General features: G+C 74.6%; 16 protein-coding genes. 6 read left to right on the top strand and 10 right to left on the bottom strand.

The annotated features are described in order from the left end of the window. Nucleotides 1-365: 365 nt before the first annotated feature. The 4 genes from ACIQ9P_RS21990 to ACIQ9P_RS21975 all read right to left on the bottom strand — a co-directional run bounded on the left by ACIQ9P_RS21990 (nt 366) and on the right by ACIQ9P_RS21975 (nt 4,373). On the bottom strand, nt 366-1,415 hold the full coding sequence (locus ACIQ9P_RS21990; RefSeq protein WP_402358879.1) for an AAA family ATPase: 1,050 nt from the start codon (nt 1,413-1,415) through the stop codon (nt 366-368). Nucleotides 1,416-1,575: 160 nt separating this feature from the next. After that, nucleotides 1,576-2,187, bottom strand: a complete 612-nt coding sequence (locus tag ACIQ9P_RS21985) for a hypothetical protein (protein WP_402358515.1) — start codon at nt 2,185-2,187, stop codon at nt 1,576-1,578. Then, nucleotides 2,184-3,233 carry a DUF4129 domain-containing protein gene (locus ACIQ9P_RS21980; RefSeq protein ID WP_402358512.1) on the bottom strand — a complete coding sequence of 350 codons (1,050 nt, stop codon included), beginning with the start codon at nt 3,231-3,233 and terminating at the stop codon, nt 2,184-2,186. The genes ACIQ9P_RS21985 and ACIQ9P_RS21980 overlap by 4 nt, the downstream gene beginning before the upstream one ends. 213 nt (nt 3,234-3,446) lie before the next feature. Then, nucleotides 3,447-4,373: an ABC transporter substrate-binding protein gene (locus ACIQ9P_RS21975; RefSeq protein ID WP_402358509.1), complete on the bottom strand. Its 927-nt coding sequence runs from the start codon at nt 4,371-4,373 to the stop codon at nt 3,447-3,449. Between the two features lie 638 nt (nt 4,374-5,011). Between ACIQ9P_RS21975 and ACIQ9P_RS21970 the strand changes: the two genes are divergently transcribed. Then, nucleotides 5,012-5,476 carry a hypothetical protein gene (locus ACIQ9P_RS21970; RefSeq protein ID WP_402358506.1) on the top strand — a complete coding sequence of 155 codons (465 nt, stop codon included), beginning with the start codon at nt 5,012-5,014 and terminating at the stop codon, nt 5,474-5,476. Between the two features lie 123 nt (nt 5,477-5,599). On the opposite strand, the gene ACIQ9P_RS21965 is transcribed toward ACIQ9P_RS21970, so the two are convergent. Further along, nucleotides 5,600-6,100, bottom strand: coding sequence for a hypothetical protein (locus ACIQ9P_RS21965; RefSeq protein WP_402358503.1), 501 nt, complete (start codon nt 6,098-6,100; stop codon nt 5,600-5,602). A 594-nt stretch (nt 6,101-6,694) separates the two neighbouring features. On the opposite strand from ACIQ9P_RS21965, the gene ACIQ9P_RS21960 reads away from it, so the two are divergent. After that, nucleotides 6,695-7,093, top strand: a complete 399-nt coding sequence (locus ACIQ9P_RS21960; RefSeq protein ID WP_402358500.1) for a YidH family protein — start codon at nt 6,695-6,697, stop codon at nt 7,091-7,093. Between the two features lie 293 nt (nt 7,094-7,386). Beyond that, nucleotides 7,387-7,686 (top strand): hypothetical protein, encoded by a 300-nt coding sequence (locus ACIQ9P_RS21955; protein WP_093858361.1) that lies wholly within the window; start codon nt 7,387-7,389, stop codon nt 7,684-7,686. A gap of 190 nt (nt 7,687-7,876) precedes the next feature. On the opposite strand, the gene ACIQ9P_RS21950 is transcribed toward ACIQ9P_RS21955, so the two are convergent. From ACIQ9P_RS21950 to rho, 4 genes are all read right to left on the bottom strand, one after another. Continuing rightward, nucleotides 7,877-8,050, bottom strand: coding sequence for a hypothetical protein (locus ACIQ9P_RS21950; RefSeq protein ID WP_402358497.1), 174 nt, complete (start codon nt 8,048-8,050; stop codon nt 7,877-7,879). A gap of 279 nt (nt 8,051-8,329) precedes the next feature. Next, entirely contained in the window at nt 8,330-8,752 is a 423-nt protein-coding gene (locus ACIQ9P_RS21945; protein ID WP_402358494.1) for a hypothetical protein, read from the bottom strand. A 73-nt stretch (nt 8,753-8,825) separates the two neighbouring features. Continuing rightward, entirely contained in the window at nt 8,826-9,320 is a 495-nt protein-coding gene (locus tag ACIQ9P_RS21940) for a hypothetical protein (RefSeq protein ID WP_402358491.1), read from the bottom strand. 2 nt (nt 9,321-9,322) lie between these two features. Next, complete coding sequence (gene rho, locus ACIQ9P_RS21935) at nt 9,323-10,843, bottom strand: transcription termination factor Rho (RefSeq protein WP_402358488.1); 1,521 nt, start codon at nt 10,841-10,843, stop codon at nt 9,323-9,325. A gap of 585 nt (nt 10,844-11,428) precedes the next feature. Here rho and ACIQ9P_RS21930 point away from each other — a divergent pair. The 3 genes from ACIQ9P_RS21930 (at nt 11,429) to ACIQ9P_RS21920 (ending at nt 13,317) form a co-directional block, all read left to right on the top strand. Continuing rightward, nucleotides 11,429-11,923, top strand: a complete 495-nt coding sequence (locus tag ACIQ9P_RS21930) for a hypothetical protein (RefSeq protein ID WP_402358485.1) — start codon at nt 11,429-11,431, stop codon at nt 11,921-11,923. Nucleotides 11,924-11,995: 72 nt separating this feature from the next. After that, nucleotides 11,996-12,793: a thymidylate synthase gene (locus ACIQ9P_RS21925; RefSeq protein WP_402358482.1), complete on the top strand. Its 798-nt coding sequence runs from the start codon at nt 11,996-11,998 to the stop codon at nt 12,791-12,793. Then, a complete protein-coding gene (locus ACIQ9P_RS21920; protein WP_402358479.1) occupies nt 12,790-13,317 on the top strand; it encodes a dihydrofolate reductase in 528 nt (175 codons plus the stop codon). Before ACIQ9P_RS21925 ends, ACIQ9P_RS21920 begins: the two co-directional genes overlap by 4 nt. Before the next feature lie 96 nt (nt 13,318-13,413). Here the strand turns inward: ACIQ9P_RS21920 and ACIQ9P_RS21915 are convergent, their stop codons facing one another. Then, a complete protein-coding gene (locus ACIQ9P_RS21915; protein WP_402358476.1) occupies nt 13,414-14,388 on the bottom strand; it encodes an alpha/beta hydrolase family protein in 975 nt (324 codons plus the stop codon). Nucleotides 14,389-14,413 lie beyond the last annotated feature (25 nt).

The following is a 14,413-nucleotide window of genomic DNA, read 5'->3' as shown; positions in this document are numbered from 1 at the left end:
TGTGCTCGGCTGGCCGGCCGAGGTGGCCCGCAGGCTGCGGGCGACCAGGCGCGCGGCGGCCCGGTCGGGGCTCTGCGAGCCGGGCCGGCGGCCGGTGCGCGTGCCGACACGCGCGTGGCTTCGTGTGTCGCTCCGTGTGTCGGGCCCTTCGCCGCTCCGTGCGCCGGTCGGGCCCGGGGGCCGGGCCGGACGCTCAGGCGCGGGGTGCGCACCGGGGTGCGCACTGGAATGCGCACCGGCCGTCGGACCGGGGCCGCCGACCGGGCCGGCGAGCCGCCGGACCGGGCGCGCGCGCACCGTAGCGCTCTGGGCGGCGAGCCGGCGGGCCCGCTCCCCGCGCCGGTGGCCGGCGGCGGGCTCGGGGCTCACCGGGCGCCGCCCGGGGAGTCCACCGGGCCGCTCTCCGGACCGCCGGGCGCGCGTGGCAGGGTCCGCGGCGCCGGAACGGTGGCCACCAGTCGCGCCAGGACGTCGTCCACCTCGACCTGGCGGACCCACAACTCCGGTGTGAGGGTGATCCGGTGGGCCAGGGCCGGGACGGCGAGCGCCTTCACGTCCTCCGGCGTCAGGTAGTCGCGGCCTTCCAGCATGGCCCGGGCCCGTGCCAGCTGGACCAGCGCGAGACCGCCGCGCGGCGAGGCGCCGACCTGGATCTGCGGGTCGTTGCGGGTGGCGTGGACCAGCGCGATCACATAGTCGACCAGGTCGTCGTCGACCTCGACCAGCTCCAGCGCCGCCCGCATCGCGAGCAGTTCGGCCGGGCTGCTGACGGCCTCCAGGACCGGCTCGGGCATCGCGCGGTCCAGCCGGGCCCGGAGCATCGACGCCTCCAGGCCGGAGGAGAGGTAGCCCATCCGCACCCGGAGCAGGAAGCGGTCGAGCTGGGCCTCCGGAAGCGAGTAGGTGCCCTCGTACTCGATCGGGTTGGCGGTGGCGATCACCACGAACGGCTGCGGCAGCCGGCGGGTGGCCCCGTCGACGGAGACCTGGCCCTCGGCCATCGCCTCCAGCAGTGCGGCCTGGGTCTTCGGCGGGGTGCGGTTGATCTCGTCGGCCAGCAGGAGCTGGGTGAAGAGCGGCCCGGGGCGGAACACCATGTCGCCGCTGCGCCGGTCGTAGAAGGGCGCGCCGGTGACGTCCGAGGGCAGCAGGTCGGGGGTGAACTGGATCCGGCGGAAGTCCAGGCCGAGGGTGGTGGCGAAGGACCGCGCCAGCAGGGTCTTGCCGAGCCCCGGCAGGTCCTCGATCAGCACGTGGCCGCCGGCCAGCACGCCGAGCATCACCAGCCGGAGGGCCTCGGGCTTGCCGACCACGGCGCGTTCGATCTCCTCGACGACCGCGCGGGCACGCCGACCGGCCTCCTGCGGCGTCAGCGCGGCGGCCTCGGTCGGGCGGTCCGGGCTCTGCTCGGCCATCCGGGCCGGCTCGGTGTCCGGGGCGGGGGCCTGGGGAACGGCGGTCATGGCTCTCCTGACGGGCGACGTCGGTCGGCCGGTCGTCGGGACCGGCGGGAGGTGCGGGGAACGGGGTGCAGGGCACAGGGTCCGGGGAACGGTGGATTCTGCGCGGCGCCCGCTAGCCGGACTTCGGCGGCGTCGCGCCGGGCGGTTGCAGGGCTTCGAGCCGGTCGACGAGCGCGAGCAGGACGGCCGCCGGGACAGCCCCTTCCGGGGCCGCGGCGTCCGGATCGATCCACGGCCACAGCCCGGGCCCGATCAGTTCGGCGGCCCGGTCGCGGTCGGCGGTGAGCGAGACGCCGTGGGTCTCGGACAGGCGCGCCGCGAAGAGCCGGCGGAGGCGACCGAGCAACGGCCCGGCCTCGCCCTGCGGGTCGAGACCCTCGCGCACGGTCCAGCGCCAGTCGCCGAGGCCCGGCTCGCGGGGATCCCGCAGGCGCTGGCGGCTGCGCAGGCCGATGTCGAGGAAGCCGGCGCCGGCCACGTGCCGGGCGGTGAGCAGGGCGGCGACGGTCAGCAGGACCGCGCCCGCCGCGGCCGCGGGAGCGCCGCCGACCAGCGTGAACACGATCTCGGCCAGCACCGCCGCCCCGGTCAGCTCGAACAGGCTGTGCCGGACGGAGCCGGGCACGGCGAGGCGGCGGCCGGTCGGGGCGGCCCGGCCGACGGACCCGGCGGGATCGGCGGACGTCGCGTGATCGGCCGTCCACCGGTTCGGGCGGGCGCTCATCGGTGGCCTCCGGCTGCTCGGCCCGCGCCGACGCTTCCGCCCGCTCCGGCCTCTCCCGCTCCGACCGCCACGGGCTCCGGCGGCGGGCCGGCCCGGTCCGCCAGTCGCGCGGCGAGGGCGTCCAGGGCGGTCCGCGCCCGGCCCACGTGCGTCTCGTCCATCGGGTGGGTGGAGTACCTGGCCTCCCGGAACAGCGCGGTCAGAGCCCGCGCGTGGACCGGGTCGACGCGATCGTCGGCCACCGCGCGCTCCAGCAGTTCGGTCGGGCTGTCAGGAGCCCGGCGGGACAGGCCGGAGGCGGCCAACGAGCTCTCCATCGCTGCGTAGCAGGCGATCACCGCCGCCCGCGCGTCGGCACCCGTGAGAGCCCGCCGCCCCGTCACGACCGCGGCCGCCAACGCGTCCTCGCTCCGGCCCGGCGCGGCGGGCAGTGAGGTCGGCGGCCGCCGCCGGACGATCCGCATCCGCAGCAGCAGGACGAGGCCGACGACCACGGCGATCACGAGGAGGATCCCGAACGCGCCGAACAGCAGCGGGACCAACGCCGACGGTGGGTCGTCGGAGACCGGTCGGTGGGCCTCGGGCGGCAGCGTCACCGTGGGCAGGACGAACTCCGGCACCGGCCGCGCCCCGGGCGAACCGGTGTCCGCCCGCCGGTGGAAGACGAACATCAGCACCGGCACGACGACAACGGCCACGGGCAGCAGGACGAGGGCGGCCTCCCGCAGGCGCTCGGCCCAGGGTGTGGGCCCGTCCAAGTGACGGACCTCCGCACGGAAGCGCGCCGCGAACCGGCCGACCACGATCAGCCAGCCGAGCGCGAGCAGCAGGACGAACCCGAGCGCCTGGACCGGGACCCTCGTGAGCGGCACACCGAGCAGTCCGCCGTCCGGCCGCAGCGCCGAGGCCGCGAGCAGCAGGCCCGCCACGGTCACCAGGACGCCCGCGGTCCGCCCGCCCGACCCGCGGGCGGTGTCCGCCGCCCCGTCGACCGGGGCTTCGCGGCCGTCCTGCCGAGGCCCGCTCGGCTGCGCTTCGTCGTTCATGCGGCCACCCCTGGTTCCCCCCGCAGCGCGGACGGCTCCGCGCGAGGTGCAGCGTCGCACACCAACTGTCGGATTGTCATTCCGCGTTCTGGGCCGCCCCGCACTCCCGGAACGGGTGCCCCGGACCGTTCCTCCCCGGCCGACTCCGGCGGTTCGACACCCAGGGTGAGTGGTCGAGCGGCGTCGGGCTCCCTCCGGGCCACCGTCCCCGGGTCACAGTCCCCCGTTGACCGCCGCCACCCGGGCCGCACCGGCGCCGACGTTCCACTTCGCGAGGATCGCGTCGTACGCCCCGCTGCGCATCAGCTCGTCCAGCCCCTTCGCCACCGCGTCCCGCAGGGCGGTGTCGCTCCTGTTCACCGCGATCCCGTACGGACTCGACTGCGACAGCGCGCCCGTCACCTCGAACCGGTTGCCGTCGTCGGAGGTCCTGGCCGCGTAGGCCGCCACCGGGAGGTCGTTGAAGTCCGCCACCGCCCGGCCGGCCGCCACCTCGGCGAGGGCCGCGGTGTCGTCGTCGAAGCGGTGGACCTGCAAGGGCTTGCCCGTCCGTTCGCAGGCGCCGACCTGGCGGGTGACGATCTCGTCCTGGGTCGTGCCGCGCTGCACGGCGACCGTACGACCGCAGAGGTCGTCCAGCGTCCGGATCCCCTTCGGGTTGCCCTTCTGCACGATGATCGAGGTCCAGGCGATGAAGTAGTCGACGAAGTCCACGCCGGGCCGACCCGTCGGCATCCCGTTGTCGCCGAGCGCGTTGCGACGCGCGGGCGTGTCGCTGATTCCCGACATCGCCAGGTCGAACAGCTTGTCGTTGACCCCCGGTATCAGCTTGTCGAACGGCGTGTCGACGATCTCGATCCGCAGGCCGAGAACCTTCCCCAGGGCCTCTGCCAGGTCCGGGTCGAGACCGGTCGGCCTGCCGTCCGTACCGCGGAACGCGACCGGCGGGTAGTTGAGGTCCGAACCGATCCGCAACACTCCGGCGGCGCGCTGCGCGCCCGGGACCGCCGCCCGGGCGTTGTCCTCCACACCCGTCGGGGCCTGCGACCCGGCGCAGGCGGTGAGCAGCAGGGCGGACGCGGTGGCGAGGGCCGCCGGCAGGGCGGGGCGGTGGGGGAACGGGCCGGAGGGACGGACCACGATGGCGCTCCTCTGCGAGGCAGGGTGACGCGACCGGCGTCCACGAGGGAGCGGCCGCGACCGGGGATGCGGAATCCTGCCATCCGGTTCCGGTTCGACGGGCGCTCGTCATGTCACGATCCGCTATCGGCTTCACCCGCGCCCCGGATCCGCCCCGCCGCTCTCCGGGACGAGAAGGGCCGGAGAAGGCCCGGCGGGACGGCGCGGGGCCCGAGGGCGACGAAGCGACTCGCCGGCGCGCGCCGCACGACCGCGCGCAGGACCGGACGACAGGCCCGCGCCACGGGCCGACGGCTGTCCACGTGGTGGACTCGATCGTGCCCGAATCCGCTCGCGGCACCGCCGTCGGGCCCGAACCGATCAAGATCCGCGCCCGACGGAGGGGCACGCGGCACCTTCTCGGGTGACGCGGGAAGGATCGAGCGCCGGCATTGGCGAGCAGCGGCAGCCGGTCCCGGTCGCGGCAGCCGCGACGGTTCACCGTTCCGGCGTTTCCTGCCCGCAGAGGCACCGACGGCCCGCACCGGGGGCAGCTGGCCCCGGAATTCGTTGACGCTCCGTCACACACTGCCGAAGGCTGTCGGCGGGCCCGAACAGCCCGCATCTCCCGTGCACACCGGCACTTCCCAGGAGCATCGATGAACAGCATCAGGACCGCCGTGGTGGCCCTCGCGGCCGTGGCCACCCTCGGACTGGGCTCGGCCCCGGCCCTCGCCCAGGTCCAGGGCGGCGACAGCGGCACGGCCCAGCCGGTCCCGCGGCCCAAGACCTGCACCGCGAACGGCGGCACGTTCTTCTGCGGCGGCGACTTCGGCGACGGCAAGACCTACGTCACGCTCTCCGACGGCACCAAGCAGCTGTTCGTGATCGGCACCGACCACAACATGTGGACGACCTGGTTCCCGCCGAAGGGCGCCCAGGCCGCGTGGATGTCCCTGGGCGGCCAGAACGACTTCGCCAACAAGGTGAAGATCGTCAACCGCAAGGGCAACGCCTTCAGCGTCGGCTCGCGCTCCTTCAACATCGGCGCGGACTTCTTCCGCGACCGGGACGCCGGCGGCAACTGGAGCGGCTGGTGGACCAAGGCCGTCCACAGCGGCTGACCCCAGGCCACAGCACGGACCGCATCGGATCGGCCCGGCCCGCCACACGGCGGACCGGGCCGATTCGGCGTCCGCCCAGCTCTACCCGACGGCCGACGCGCCCCTCCACACGCGGTTGTCGGCCTACGCCGGCAGGACCCGGTTCGGCCCCCGTCGCCCGCCGAGGGCCGCCAGGCGGGACTTGGCGTTGTTGCGGACGCGCCGGGTCCGGCCACCCTCGGCCAGCGTCGCCAGGGCGGTCATGGCCAAGGACTTCTCCGCGGTGCGGAGCTGAAGCCAGTCGGAGGCCGTGAGCAGGGCCTCGGCGTCCCACGGCTCCTCCAAGGTCATCGTCCGCAGCAGAGTCCACTCGCGCAGGCGCCCGGCGGAGAAGTCGTCGACCGCGACCGGTCCGGTCATCTCCCGGCACCAGGCGGGATAACCGGGATCCGTGAGCAGTTCGGCGGCCCGCCGGTCGAGGTACTCGCAGACGGCGCTGTTGGCCATCTGCCCATCGGGGTCGCCGAGCACCCGGACGACGAGAGCAGCCGCATCTTCAGCGGCTACCCCGGCGAACGCCTCCCGGTAGTGGGCGAACCGGACGTGCTCGTCCGGGTCCCGGGCCGGATCGTCAGCTGACACCACGTCGCCCAAGATCACCATTCCCTTTCGGCCGCAGCTCCTGGAAGCCTGCCACAGCCGCAGCGCCCCCCACCGCCGGACCAGGAGGAATCTCCGGCCACGAAAGTCCAGCCGGAGCCCTATCGACACGGCGGGGCGGTCAGGGGTGCGGCCCCGCACGCGGTGCGGGCGGCGAACGCAGGCGTCACCGGAGCAGTCGGGGCGGCGGGTCCAGCACCGCAGGCCGCGGACCGTTGTCCGGCCACGGTCGGCCGGGTCCGCCTGAGGCGGGCTCGGAGAACACGCCGACCGTCCACAGCGCGGCGCCCGCCCGGGCGAGCACGCCGGGCGGGCGGGAAAGGCATCGGGCAGCCCGGACAGGCAGGAGGACAGCCGGCACGGCGTACCGGGCGGGGGCCGGGCACGCACCGCCGCGCACGGCGGCGGTGAAGGCGGGCTCACCTCCCGGCTCTCCCGGTGGACCGCCGACCGGAGCCGCTCCCCAGTGGGCACACCCCGACCGGATCACCCCGGGCCCGGGCCGCGAAGCGCGCGTCGGTGCGGCACCGCCCGCGCGCGGCCGGGGAGACTGGGCCGACGGAACCCGAGGAGCAGCTGGTGTCTGTGGATGGTTCGCGGCAGGACGGGGAGCGCGGGCCGAAGGGCTCCGCCCGGTGGTGGGAGGAGGGCGAGGAGCCGGACTACCGGGCGACGATGGCGAACGAGCGGACGTTCCTGGCCTGGTCCCGTACGGCGCTGGCACTGCTGGCGGGAGCCTTGGCGGTCCTGGGACTCGGGCAGGTGGGCCCGTACGGCGTGCGGCTCGGGCTGGCCTGCTACCTGATCGTCCTCGCGGTGGCGGCGACCGTCTCGGGGTACTGGCAGTGGCGGGTCCGGCAGCGGCGGATGCGGCTGCGCCAGCCACTGGGCCACAGCACGGTCAACGCGACGGTGGGGCTCGCGTTCCTGGTCCTGGCGGGACTCGTGGTGGCCGCCGTCGCCACCGGCCCGCGCTGACGCGCGCCGCCCACGGGGGTGACCGGCGCACTCGCCCGACGATTCGCACAGCTCGTACGCCGGGAAGTTCCGGCCGCGGGGCGACGACGCCGTCCTCGGCGAGGCCGGGGGATCGACCGAGGTCGGAGTCGGCGAACGTAGTCAGATGACTGATGCCCACCGGGTACGGGTCGGCCAGAGTCGGGGCACCGGGCAGGACGGAGCCCCCGTTCCAGGGGGCAGCCGCTCGGTGGACGACCGGCACCGCACCACGCACGCGGTCCGCCGTCCGACGAACAAGGGAGATCACCCTCATGAAGCGCACGGCACGGACAACGGCGGCCCTGCTCCTCGCAGGAGCCGCGGCGACCGGCATGCTCGCCGTGAGCGCCGGGACCGCCTCGGCGGCCGGCTACGCCAACTCACTGACGTACACCTTCGCCAGCGGCGACAGCGGCGCCAACTGGAACGAGTGCAACAGCAGCAAGCGGGCGCAGAACGGCATCCTCGACCGGTCCGGGAACCTGGACCCGCAGGTGTACTACTACTGCGCCCCGGGGCAGTTCGCACACGGCGAGCAGGCCGTGAACCTCTGGTTCCGGCACCGGGCCTGACGGTCACCGCGACCGTTCCGGCCGGACGCCGGCCGGGACGGCCCAGGCGCGGTGGCGAGCCAGGGCAGGGCATCGTGCGTGGGGCCTGCGATCACCTCACCACGGTGTCGCAGCCCCGCGCCCGGCCGGGCCCGGTCGGGCGACCGCCCGGGCCTGCCCACCGCGAGCCGCCCGTTCGACCCGATCCGGCTCACCGGGGAGGAGTCGGCGCGGCGGCCGCACGGGGCTCCTGGCTCCGGGCCCAGGCCCGGAGCAGCGCCATGGCCTCCTGCGGTGCCAGCGGGCCGCGTTCGAGACGCAGTTCTTGCAGGTGCCGGACGGCCGCACCGATCAGCGGGCCCGGGGGCAGGCCGAGCAGTTCCATGATCGCCCTGCCGTCCAGGGCCGCGGGGACGTCCGGGAGCCGCCGGTGGCGCTCGAACTCCGCGGCGGCACGCGCCGCTCGTGCGCGCTCCGCCTCCCGTTCCCGGTGCCACTCGTCGTAGTCCGCCGCCCACCGGGCGGCCCGGCCGGCCTCGCGCCAGCCGTCCGTGTGCTGTTCCCGGCCCAGGCCCGCCGCCAGGAACAGGTCCTGGTGGTCCGCGGCCTCCGAACCGCCCGCGACCGCGCCGAGGCGGGCAAGCGCGGCATTGATCGGCCAATCCTACCGCGGGCCGGTGAACCCGGAGTCCCTGACCGGCCCCCAGACCTTCGCCCCGTTCTCCCACACAGCGGCGGCCTGATGCCCGGTACCGCCGTGGAAGTCGGCCTCCACGAGGGCGATCGGTCCGCCCCTGGCCCAGCCGGTCATGGCCCGACCGAGAGCCTGCTCCACGGCCGCGAACACGGTCGTGGTGGAGTCGTCGGGCCTGTTACGGCGGTCGGAGCCAGCGGGCCCAGCGGCTCCGCCGGATCCGCGCCCGGGCGCAACGCCGTCCTCACCGGTCAACTCCGCGAGGTGGTCCTCGGCGACGGGCAGCAGCCCCATGGACTGCCGGAGCGGGGCGACAAACGCCGTCCGGATCCCGGCGGTTCGGCTCCTGAGCAGGTCGAAGCGTCCGATGACGGCGCTGAGCTCGTACGGCATCCCGGCAGGTTACCCGCACGACCGCGGTTGCCCCGGGTTCGGCCACCGGCACCCCGGCATCCCGATCGCACCGTCAGATCGCAGCGGGACGATCCGCCGTCGCCTCGATTCCGGCGGCGCGCAGCCGATGGGCGAGAAGGGCCATCTCGGGCATCGTCCCTGTGAACGTTCCGGCCCGGATCCGCTGGAGCGCTTCCTTCGCCTGTGTCGGATCCGCACCGAGTTCGGCGCGGAGAACCTTCATGACGAGGACCGGAGCGGCGAGGCGGTCACCGAGCACGACCCGAGCGCCACCGTGCACGGCCAGCAGGCGCCGCCGCAGGTCGTCCGGGGTCCGGTCCCCTCCGGGCCCGCACTCGTACATCGCGTCACCGCAGGCGGAGCAGTTGTGGCCGAGGTCCCACTCGAGCCGCTGGCCGACGAACGCCTGAACGCCGACGCACTCCGTCTCCGAACCGCAGGCAGGGCACTGCGACGGGTACGTGACGGACTCGATCACCACGGTTTCCCCATCCACCGGCACCACCTCGACGACGCCAGCATCCGGGACCACGGGGTCGAAGGACAAGCTCAGGCCGAGCGGGACGGGGAGTTGGTCAGCACCTGGCGCAGGAGGTCGGCGTTGCTGCGGGTGCGCTTCACGCGGTCCAGCAGGAGTTCGGTGGCCTGCTGGGTGTCGAGGCCGCCCAGGGCCCGGCGCAGGGCCCAGGTGGCGGGGGTGCGGGCGGGGCCGAGGAGGAGTTCGTCGCGGCGGGTGCCGGAGGCCCTGATGTCCACGGCCGGGAAGACGCGCTGGTCGGCGAGGCGGCGGTCGAGGCGGAGCTCCATGTTGCCGGTGCTCTTGAACTCCTCGAAGATCAGGTCGTCCATGCGCGAGCCGGTGTCGACGAGGGCGGTGGCCAGGATGGTCAGCGAGCCGCCGTCCTCGATGTTGCGCGCCGCGCCGAAGAGCCGCTTCGGGTGCTGGAGGACGCTCGCGTCGAGGCCGCCGCTGAGGGTCCGTCCGTGGGCGGGGGCGTTGGCGTTGTGGGCGCGGGCGAGGCGGGTGAGGGAGTCGAGCAGGACGACCACGTCGTGGCCGAGTTCGACCAGGCGCTTGGCCCGCTCGATGGCGAGTTCGGCCAGCGCGATGTGCTCGCGGGCGGGCCGGTCGAAGGTGGAGGCGATGACCTCGCCCTTGACCGAGCGGCGCATGTCGGTGACCTCCTCCGGGCGCTCGTCGACCAGGACGACCATCAGGTGCGCCTCGGGGTGGTTGCGGGCGATCGCCCCCGCGATCGACTGCAGGACGAGGGTCTTGCCCGCCTTCGGCGGCGCCACGATCAGGCCGCGCTGTCCCATCCCGATCGGGGCCACCAGGTCGATGACCCGGCCCGTCAGCTGGCGCGGGTCCGGCTCGGTCTCCAGGTGGAGCTGCCGGTGCGGGTACAGCGGGGTCAGGTCGTGGAACGCCGGTCGGGGCCGGGACTCCTCGGCCGGAGTGCCGTTGACCGTGTCGACCCGGGCCAGGGACGGGCGGCCGGCGCCGGAGCGGGCACCGCCGGAACGGGCGCGGGCCGCGCCGGTCGGTACCTGGCCGGTCAGGACGTCGCCGGTCCGCAGACCCAGCGCGCGCACCTGGCTTGCGGGCAGGTGCACGTCGGTGGGGCCGGGGAGGTAGCCGGAGGTGCGCAGCACGGCGTTGCCCTCGCGGATGTCCAGCACTCCGGCGACGGCGACGAGGTCGCTCGTGGCGGTGCTGTCCGGCTGCGCCGGTCCGTCGGAACGGGCCCGTGCCCGTTGTCCGGGCCGCGCCTCGCCGCTCCCGGTGCTCGCGGGGCGGGGAACCCGGGTCGGCTCCGGCGGGCGGGCGGTGGAGCCCGTGGAGGTCGAGCGGGTCGAGGTGGAGCGGGTGGAGGTGATCGCCTCGACGAGTTCGCCCTTGCGCAGGCGGGCGGCGCCCTGGATGCCCAGGGCGGAGGCGAGTTGGTGCAGGTCGGCCTTCAGCAGGCCGTCCAGCGGGGCGGTGATGGTGGGTTCGGTGGTCGGTTCGGTGATGGTGGGTTCGGTGATGGTCGGTTCGGTGATGGTCGGTTCGGTGATGGTCGTCACGAGCAGGTACTCCTGTGCGGTGTGAAGGGTGTGGCGGCGCGGCGGCCGTGAGCGGCCGGGCGGCCGGAGCGGAATCGCGGTCCGGCCGGGGAGCCGGTCGAGATGCGCGGGGTGGCGAGCGAAGCGGCCTCGGGCCTCGGCACGACCACGAGGTGATCCGTGCGGGTGGCGTCGGCTGTCGCTGCCGCATTGACGCGGGTTCGCCCGGAGGATGCCGGGGCGAGCGCTCTCAGGTGCTGCGGGTGTGCCCGGGACCGGAGCGTTGAAGCTGCTGTGGTCCGCCGGTGTCCGGTCAGCCCGCCAGGGGCCCGACTCCGCAGTGGCGCCTGGTTCCCGCACCCCCAAGGGGTGGGCTTCCAGCTCGCCTGCTTGCAGGGTAGCACCATGGGTGGCTGTGGCGCCTCGGAAATTGCGTGCACACCGGCGCTTCCTGCCGCCACGGCCCGGATCCCGCCCGACCGGTGGCCTCGACGCTGGACCCGCCGGGAGCAGCGGACGACGGCGGACGACGGACGGCGGAAACGGCCCGGCCGGTGTTCTCGCCGTTCGCCCGTGGCCGGGAGCCGGATCGTGGAGAATCGCCGGATGGACGATGTCGCGACGGCAGCCGCCGGGTGGGCCCGAACGGTCCTGGCACAGCTCGGGCTGGACGGCCGGTGCCGGATCGAGGCGACGACCGTGCTCCAGGACGGGCCCGCACCCGCTCCGCCGCTCGCCTCCGAGGTGCCGTACCACTCGACGCTGACCATCGTCTTCGCGGACGCGCCGGAGAACCCGGAGAACCCGGACGCGCCGGAGGACCCGGCCCTCGGCGAGCCGCAGATGTCGGGCACGCGCGTCGCGGTCTCGACCGGCGGCGACCGGACAGAGGTCCACCTCCCGTCGGGCCTGGCCCCCGCCGAGGCCCTGGTCCTGCTCGCCGACCGGCTCCAGGACTGGGCGATCGAACTGACCCACGGAGCGGCCCTGCCCCCGTGCCCCGGGCACCGCCACCCGATGCGCGCGGCGGTGATCGACGGCGCGGCCCGCTGGTGCTGCCCCCGGCCGGAGGGCGGCGGCGCGCCGCTCCCGATCGCCTGACCCCCGATCGCCCGACCCTCGCGGGCCGGGACGGATCAGGGTGGACCGGACGGGCACGTACACTTGCCCCTCGTGGTGGACACCCAGTACGAAGACCTGTTGCGGCACACGCTCACCGCCGGGACGGCCAAGGCCGACCGGACGGGCACCGGTACCCGGAGTGTGTTCGGACACCAGTTGCGCTACGACCTCTCGCAGGGGTTCCCGCTGGTCACCACGAAGAAGGTGCACCTCAAATCCGTGGTGTACGAGCTGCTGTGGTTCCTGCGCGGCGAGTCCAACGTGAAGTGGCTGCGCGAGCACAACGTCACGATCTGGGACGAGTGGGCCGACGCCGACGGCGACCTCGGCCCCGTCTACGGCGCCCAGTGGCGCAGCTGGCCCACCCCGGACGGGCGGCACATCGACCAGATCAGCCAGGTCCTCGACACGCTGCGCAACGACCCGGACTCGCGCCGGATGATCGTCTCGGCCTGGAACGTCGGCGAGCTGGAGGCCATGGCGCTCGCCCCGTGCCACGCCCTGTTCCAGTTCTACGTGGCGGACGGCCGGCTCTCCTGCCAGCTGTACCAGCGCAGCGCCGACCTGTTCCTCGGGGTCCCGTTCAACATCGCCAGCTACGCCCTGCTCACCCACATGGTGGCGCAGCAGGTGGGTCTGGAGCCCGGGGACTTCATCTGGACCGGCGGTGACTGCCACATCTACGACAACCACCTGGAGCAGGTGACCGAGCAGCTCTCGCGGACGCCGTTCGACTTCCCCGAGCTGCGGCTGCGGCAGGCCGGGTCGCTCTTCGACTACGCGTACGGCGACGTGGAGATGGTCGACTACAAGCACCACCCCGCGATCAAGGCGCCGGTCGCGGTATGAGGATCGGACTGATCTGGGCCCAGACGCCGGACGGTGTGATCGGCGCGGACAACACGATGCCGTGGCACCTGCCCGAGGACCTCGCCCACTTCAAGGCGACCACCCTCGGGCGGCCCGTGGTGATGGGCCGCCGCACCTGGGAGTCGCTCCCGCCACGGTTCCGCCCGCTGCCGGGGCGGCGCAACATCGTGGTGACCCGCGACCCGCAGTGGTCCGCCGACGGCGCCGACCGCGCCGGGTCCCTCGACGAGGCGCTGAGCCTCGCCGCCGGGGAACCCGGGCGGGGCAACGGCGCCGAGACCTGGGTGATCGGCGGCGGGCAGCTGTACCGCCAGGCCGTCGACCGTGCCGTCACGCTGTCCGTCACCGAGATCGACCTGACGGTGCGGGGCGACACCTACGCCCCCGCCATCGGCGCCGCCTGGAGCGTCGTCGAGGACGGCGGACCGCAGACCTCGGCCTCCGGCCTGCGCTACCGGATCCGCACCTACGCGCGCCCCGACGGCGGCAGCGGCTCGGACTGACCTGCGTCCCACCGTCGAGGGCCCCCGGTCGAGGGCCGCCGGTGGGACCTCGTGCACACCGTGGCGACCGACGCCGCCGGACCGCACCGGACCGGATCAACTGCCGACGGCCCCCTTCGTCCCGACCTGCCCGAACGTGCCGGGCCCGCTGGCCAGCGTGTCGACCGCCGCCCGCCACGCGGTGTCGTCGGAGTGCAGCACACGGCGCAGGTAGGCCCCGGCCAGGCGCGCGAGTGCGGCGACGAGCGCGGGGTTCTCGTCCGTGGTCTCGGCGGCGTCGTAGCCGGCGATGCCGCCGAGCCCGTGTTCCGCGCCGAAGAGGGTGAGCAGGGCCTTGGGGCCGGGGGCGAAGGTGTAAGGGTCGGCGTGCCAAGCCGGACCGAGGTCGGTGAAGTGCCGCGAGTCGTCCTTGTCACCGGCCACGACGAGCGTCGGCGTCGTCATCGTGGAGAAGTCGATGCCGCGACCGAAGCCGATCATCCCGGCCATGGGGCCGTTCAGGGCGTCGCCGCCCCGGCCGGGCGCGGCCAGCAGGACACCCGCCGTGATCCGGGGCTCGGTCAGGTCCACCATCTCGCCGGTGTCCGGGTCGGCGACGCGCGCGCCCAGCAGCAGGGAGGCGGTGAAGCCGCCCAGGGAGTGGCCGGCGACGGCGACGCGGCCGCGGTCGATCCGCCCGGCCAGGTGCGGCACGGCCGCCTCGATCTCGTCCAGCCGGTCGAGGATGCGGCTCATGTCCTCGGCGCGCGAGCGCCAGAAGAACGGCGCGCCCGGGGCGTCGGCGAGCAGCGGGGCGAGCGTGCTGGAGCTGAGGTGGGTGGGCTGCAGGACGACGAAGCCCTGCGCGGCCCAGAGGTTGGCGATCGGGGCGTAGCCGTTGAGGGAGGAGAGGTTGTTGGAGTGACCGTGGCCGTGCGAGAGGAGGAGGACGGGCAGGTCGGTGCCGTCGACGGGCACGGTGACCCGCACCTGGAGGTCCACGGGGCGTCCGGGAACGGACAGGACCACCGGGCTGTAGGACAGGACGGGCGCGGGCGACGGAACGGCGGAGGCGGGGGCGGAGCGCTGCATGGGGTGGGTCCCTTCTGGCTGCCGG

Origin of the sequence: Kitasatospora sp. NPDC094019 (assembly GCF_044764505.1) — a bacterium.
Classification (GTDB): domain Bacteria; phylum Actinomycetota; class Actinomycetes; order Streptomycetales; family Streptomycetaceae; genus Kitasatospora.
This window is presented reverse-complemented; position numbering and strand designations above follow the sequence as displayed.

What these genes read in the sequence shown, in the direction of transcription:
- ACIQ9P_RS21915 (WP_402358476.1), bottom strand. Translation starts at nt 14,388, where the DNA reads ATGCAGCGCTCCGCCCCCGCCTCCGCCGTTCCGTCGCCCGCGCCCGTC.
- ACIQ9P_RS21950 (WP_402358497.1), bottom strand. Translation starts at nt 8,050, where the DNA reads ATGGAACTGCTCGGCCTGCCCCCGGGCCCGCTGATCGGTGCGGCCGTC.
- ACIQ9P_RS21970 (WP_402358506.1), top strand. Translation starts at nt 5,012, where the DNA reads ATGAACAGCATCAGGACCGCCGTGGTGGCCCTCGCGGCCGTGGCCACC.
- ACIQ9P_RS21990 (WP_402358879.1), bottom strand. Translation starts at nt 1,415, where the DNA reads ATGGCCGAGCAGAGCCCGGACCGCCCGACCGAGGCCGCCGCGCTGACG.
- ACIQ9P_RS21945 (WP_402358494.1), bottom strand. Translation starts at nt 8,752, where the DNA reads ATGCCGTACGAGCTCAGCGCCGTCATCGGACGCTTCGACCTGCTCAGG.
- ACIQ9P_RS21985 (WP_402358515.1), bottom strand. Translation starts at nt 2,187, where the DNA reads ATGAGCGCCCGCCCGAACCGGTGGACGGCCGATCACGCGACGTCCGCC.
- ACIQ9P_RS21955 (WP_093858361.1), top strand. Translation starts at nt 7,387, where the DNA reads ATGAAGCGCACGGCACGGACAACGGCGGCCCTGCTCCTCGCAGGAGCC.
- ACIQ9P_RS21980 (WP_402358512.1), bottom strand. Translation starts at nt 3,233, where the DNA reads ATGAACGACGAAGCGCAGCCGAGCGGGCCTCGGCAGGACGGCCGCGAA.
- ACIQ9P_RS21920 (WP_402358479.1), top strand. Translation starts at nt 12,790, where the DNA reads ATGAGGATCGGACTGATCTGGGCCCAGACGCCGGACGGTGTGATCGGC.
- ACIQ9P_RS21930 (WP_402358485.1), top strand. Translation starts at nt 11,429, where the DNA reads ATGGACGATGTCGCGACGGCAGCCGCCGGGTGGGCCCGAACGGTCCTG.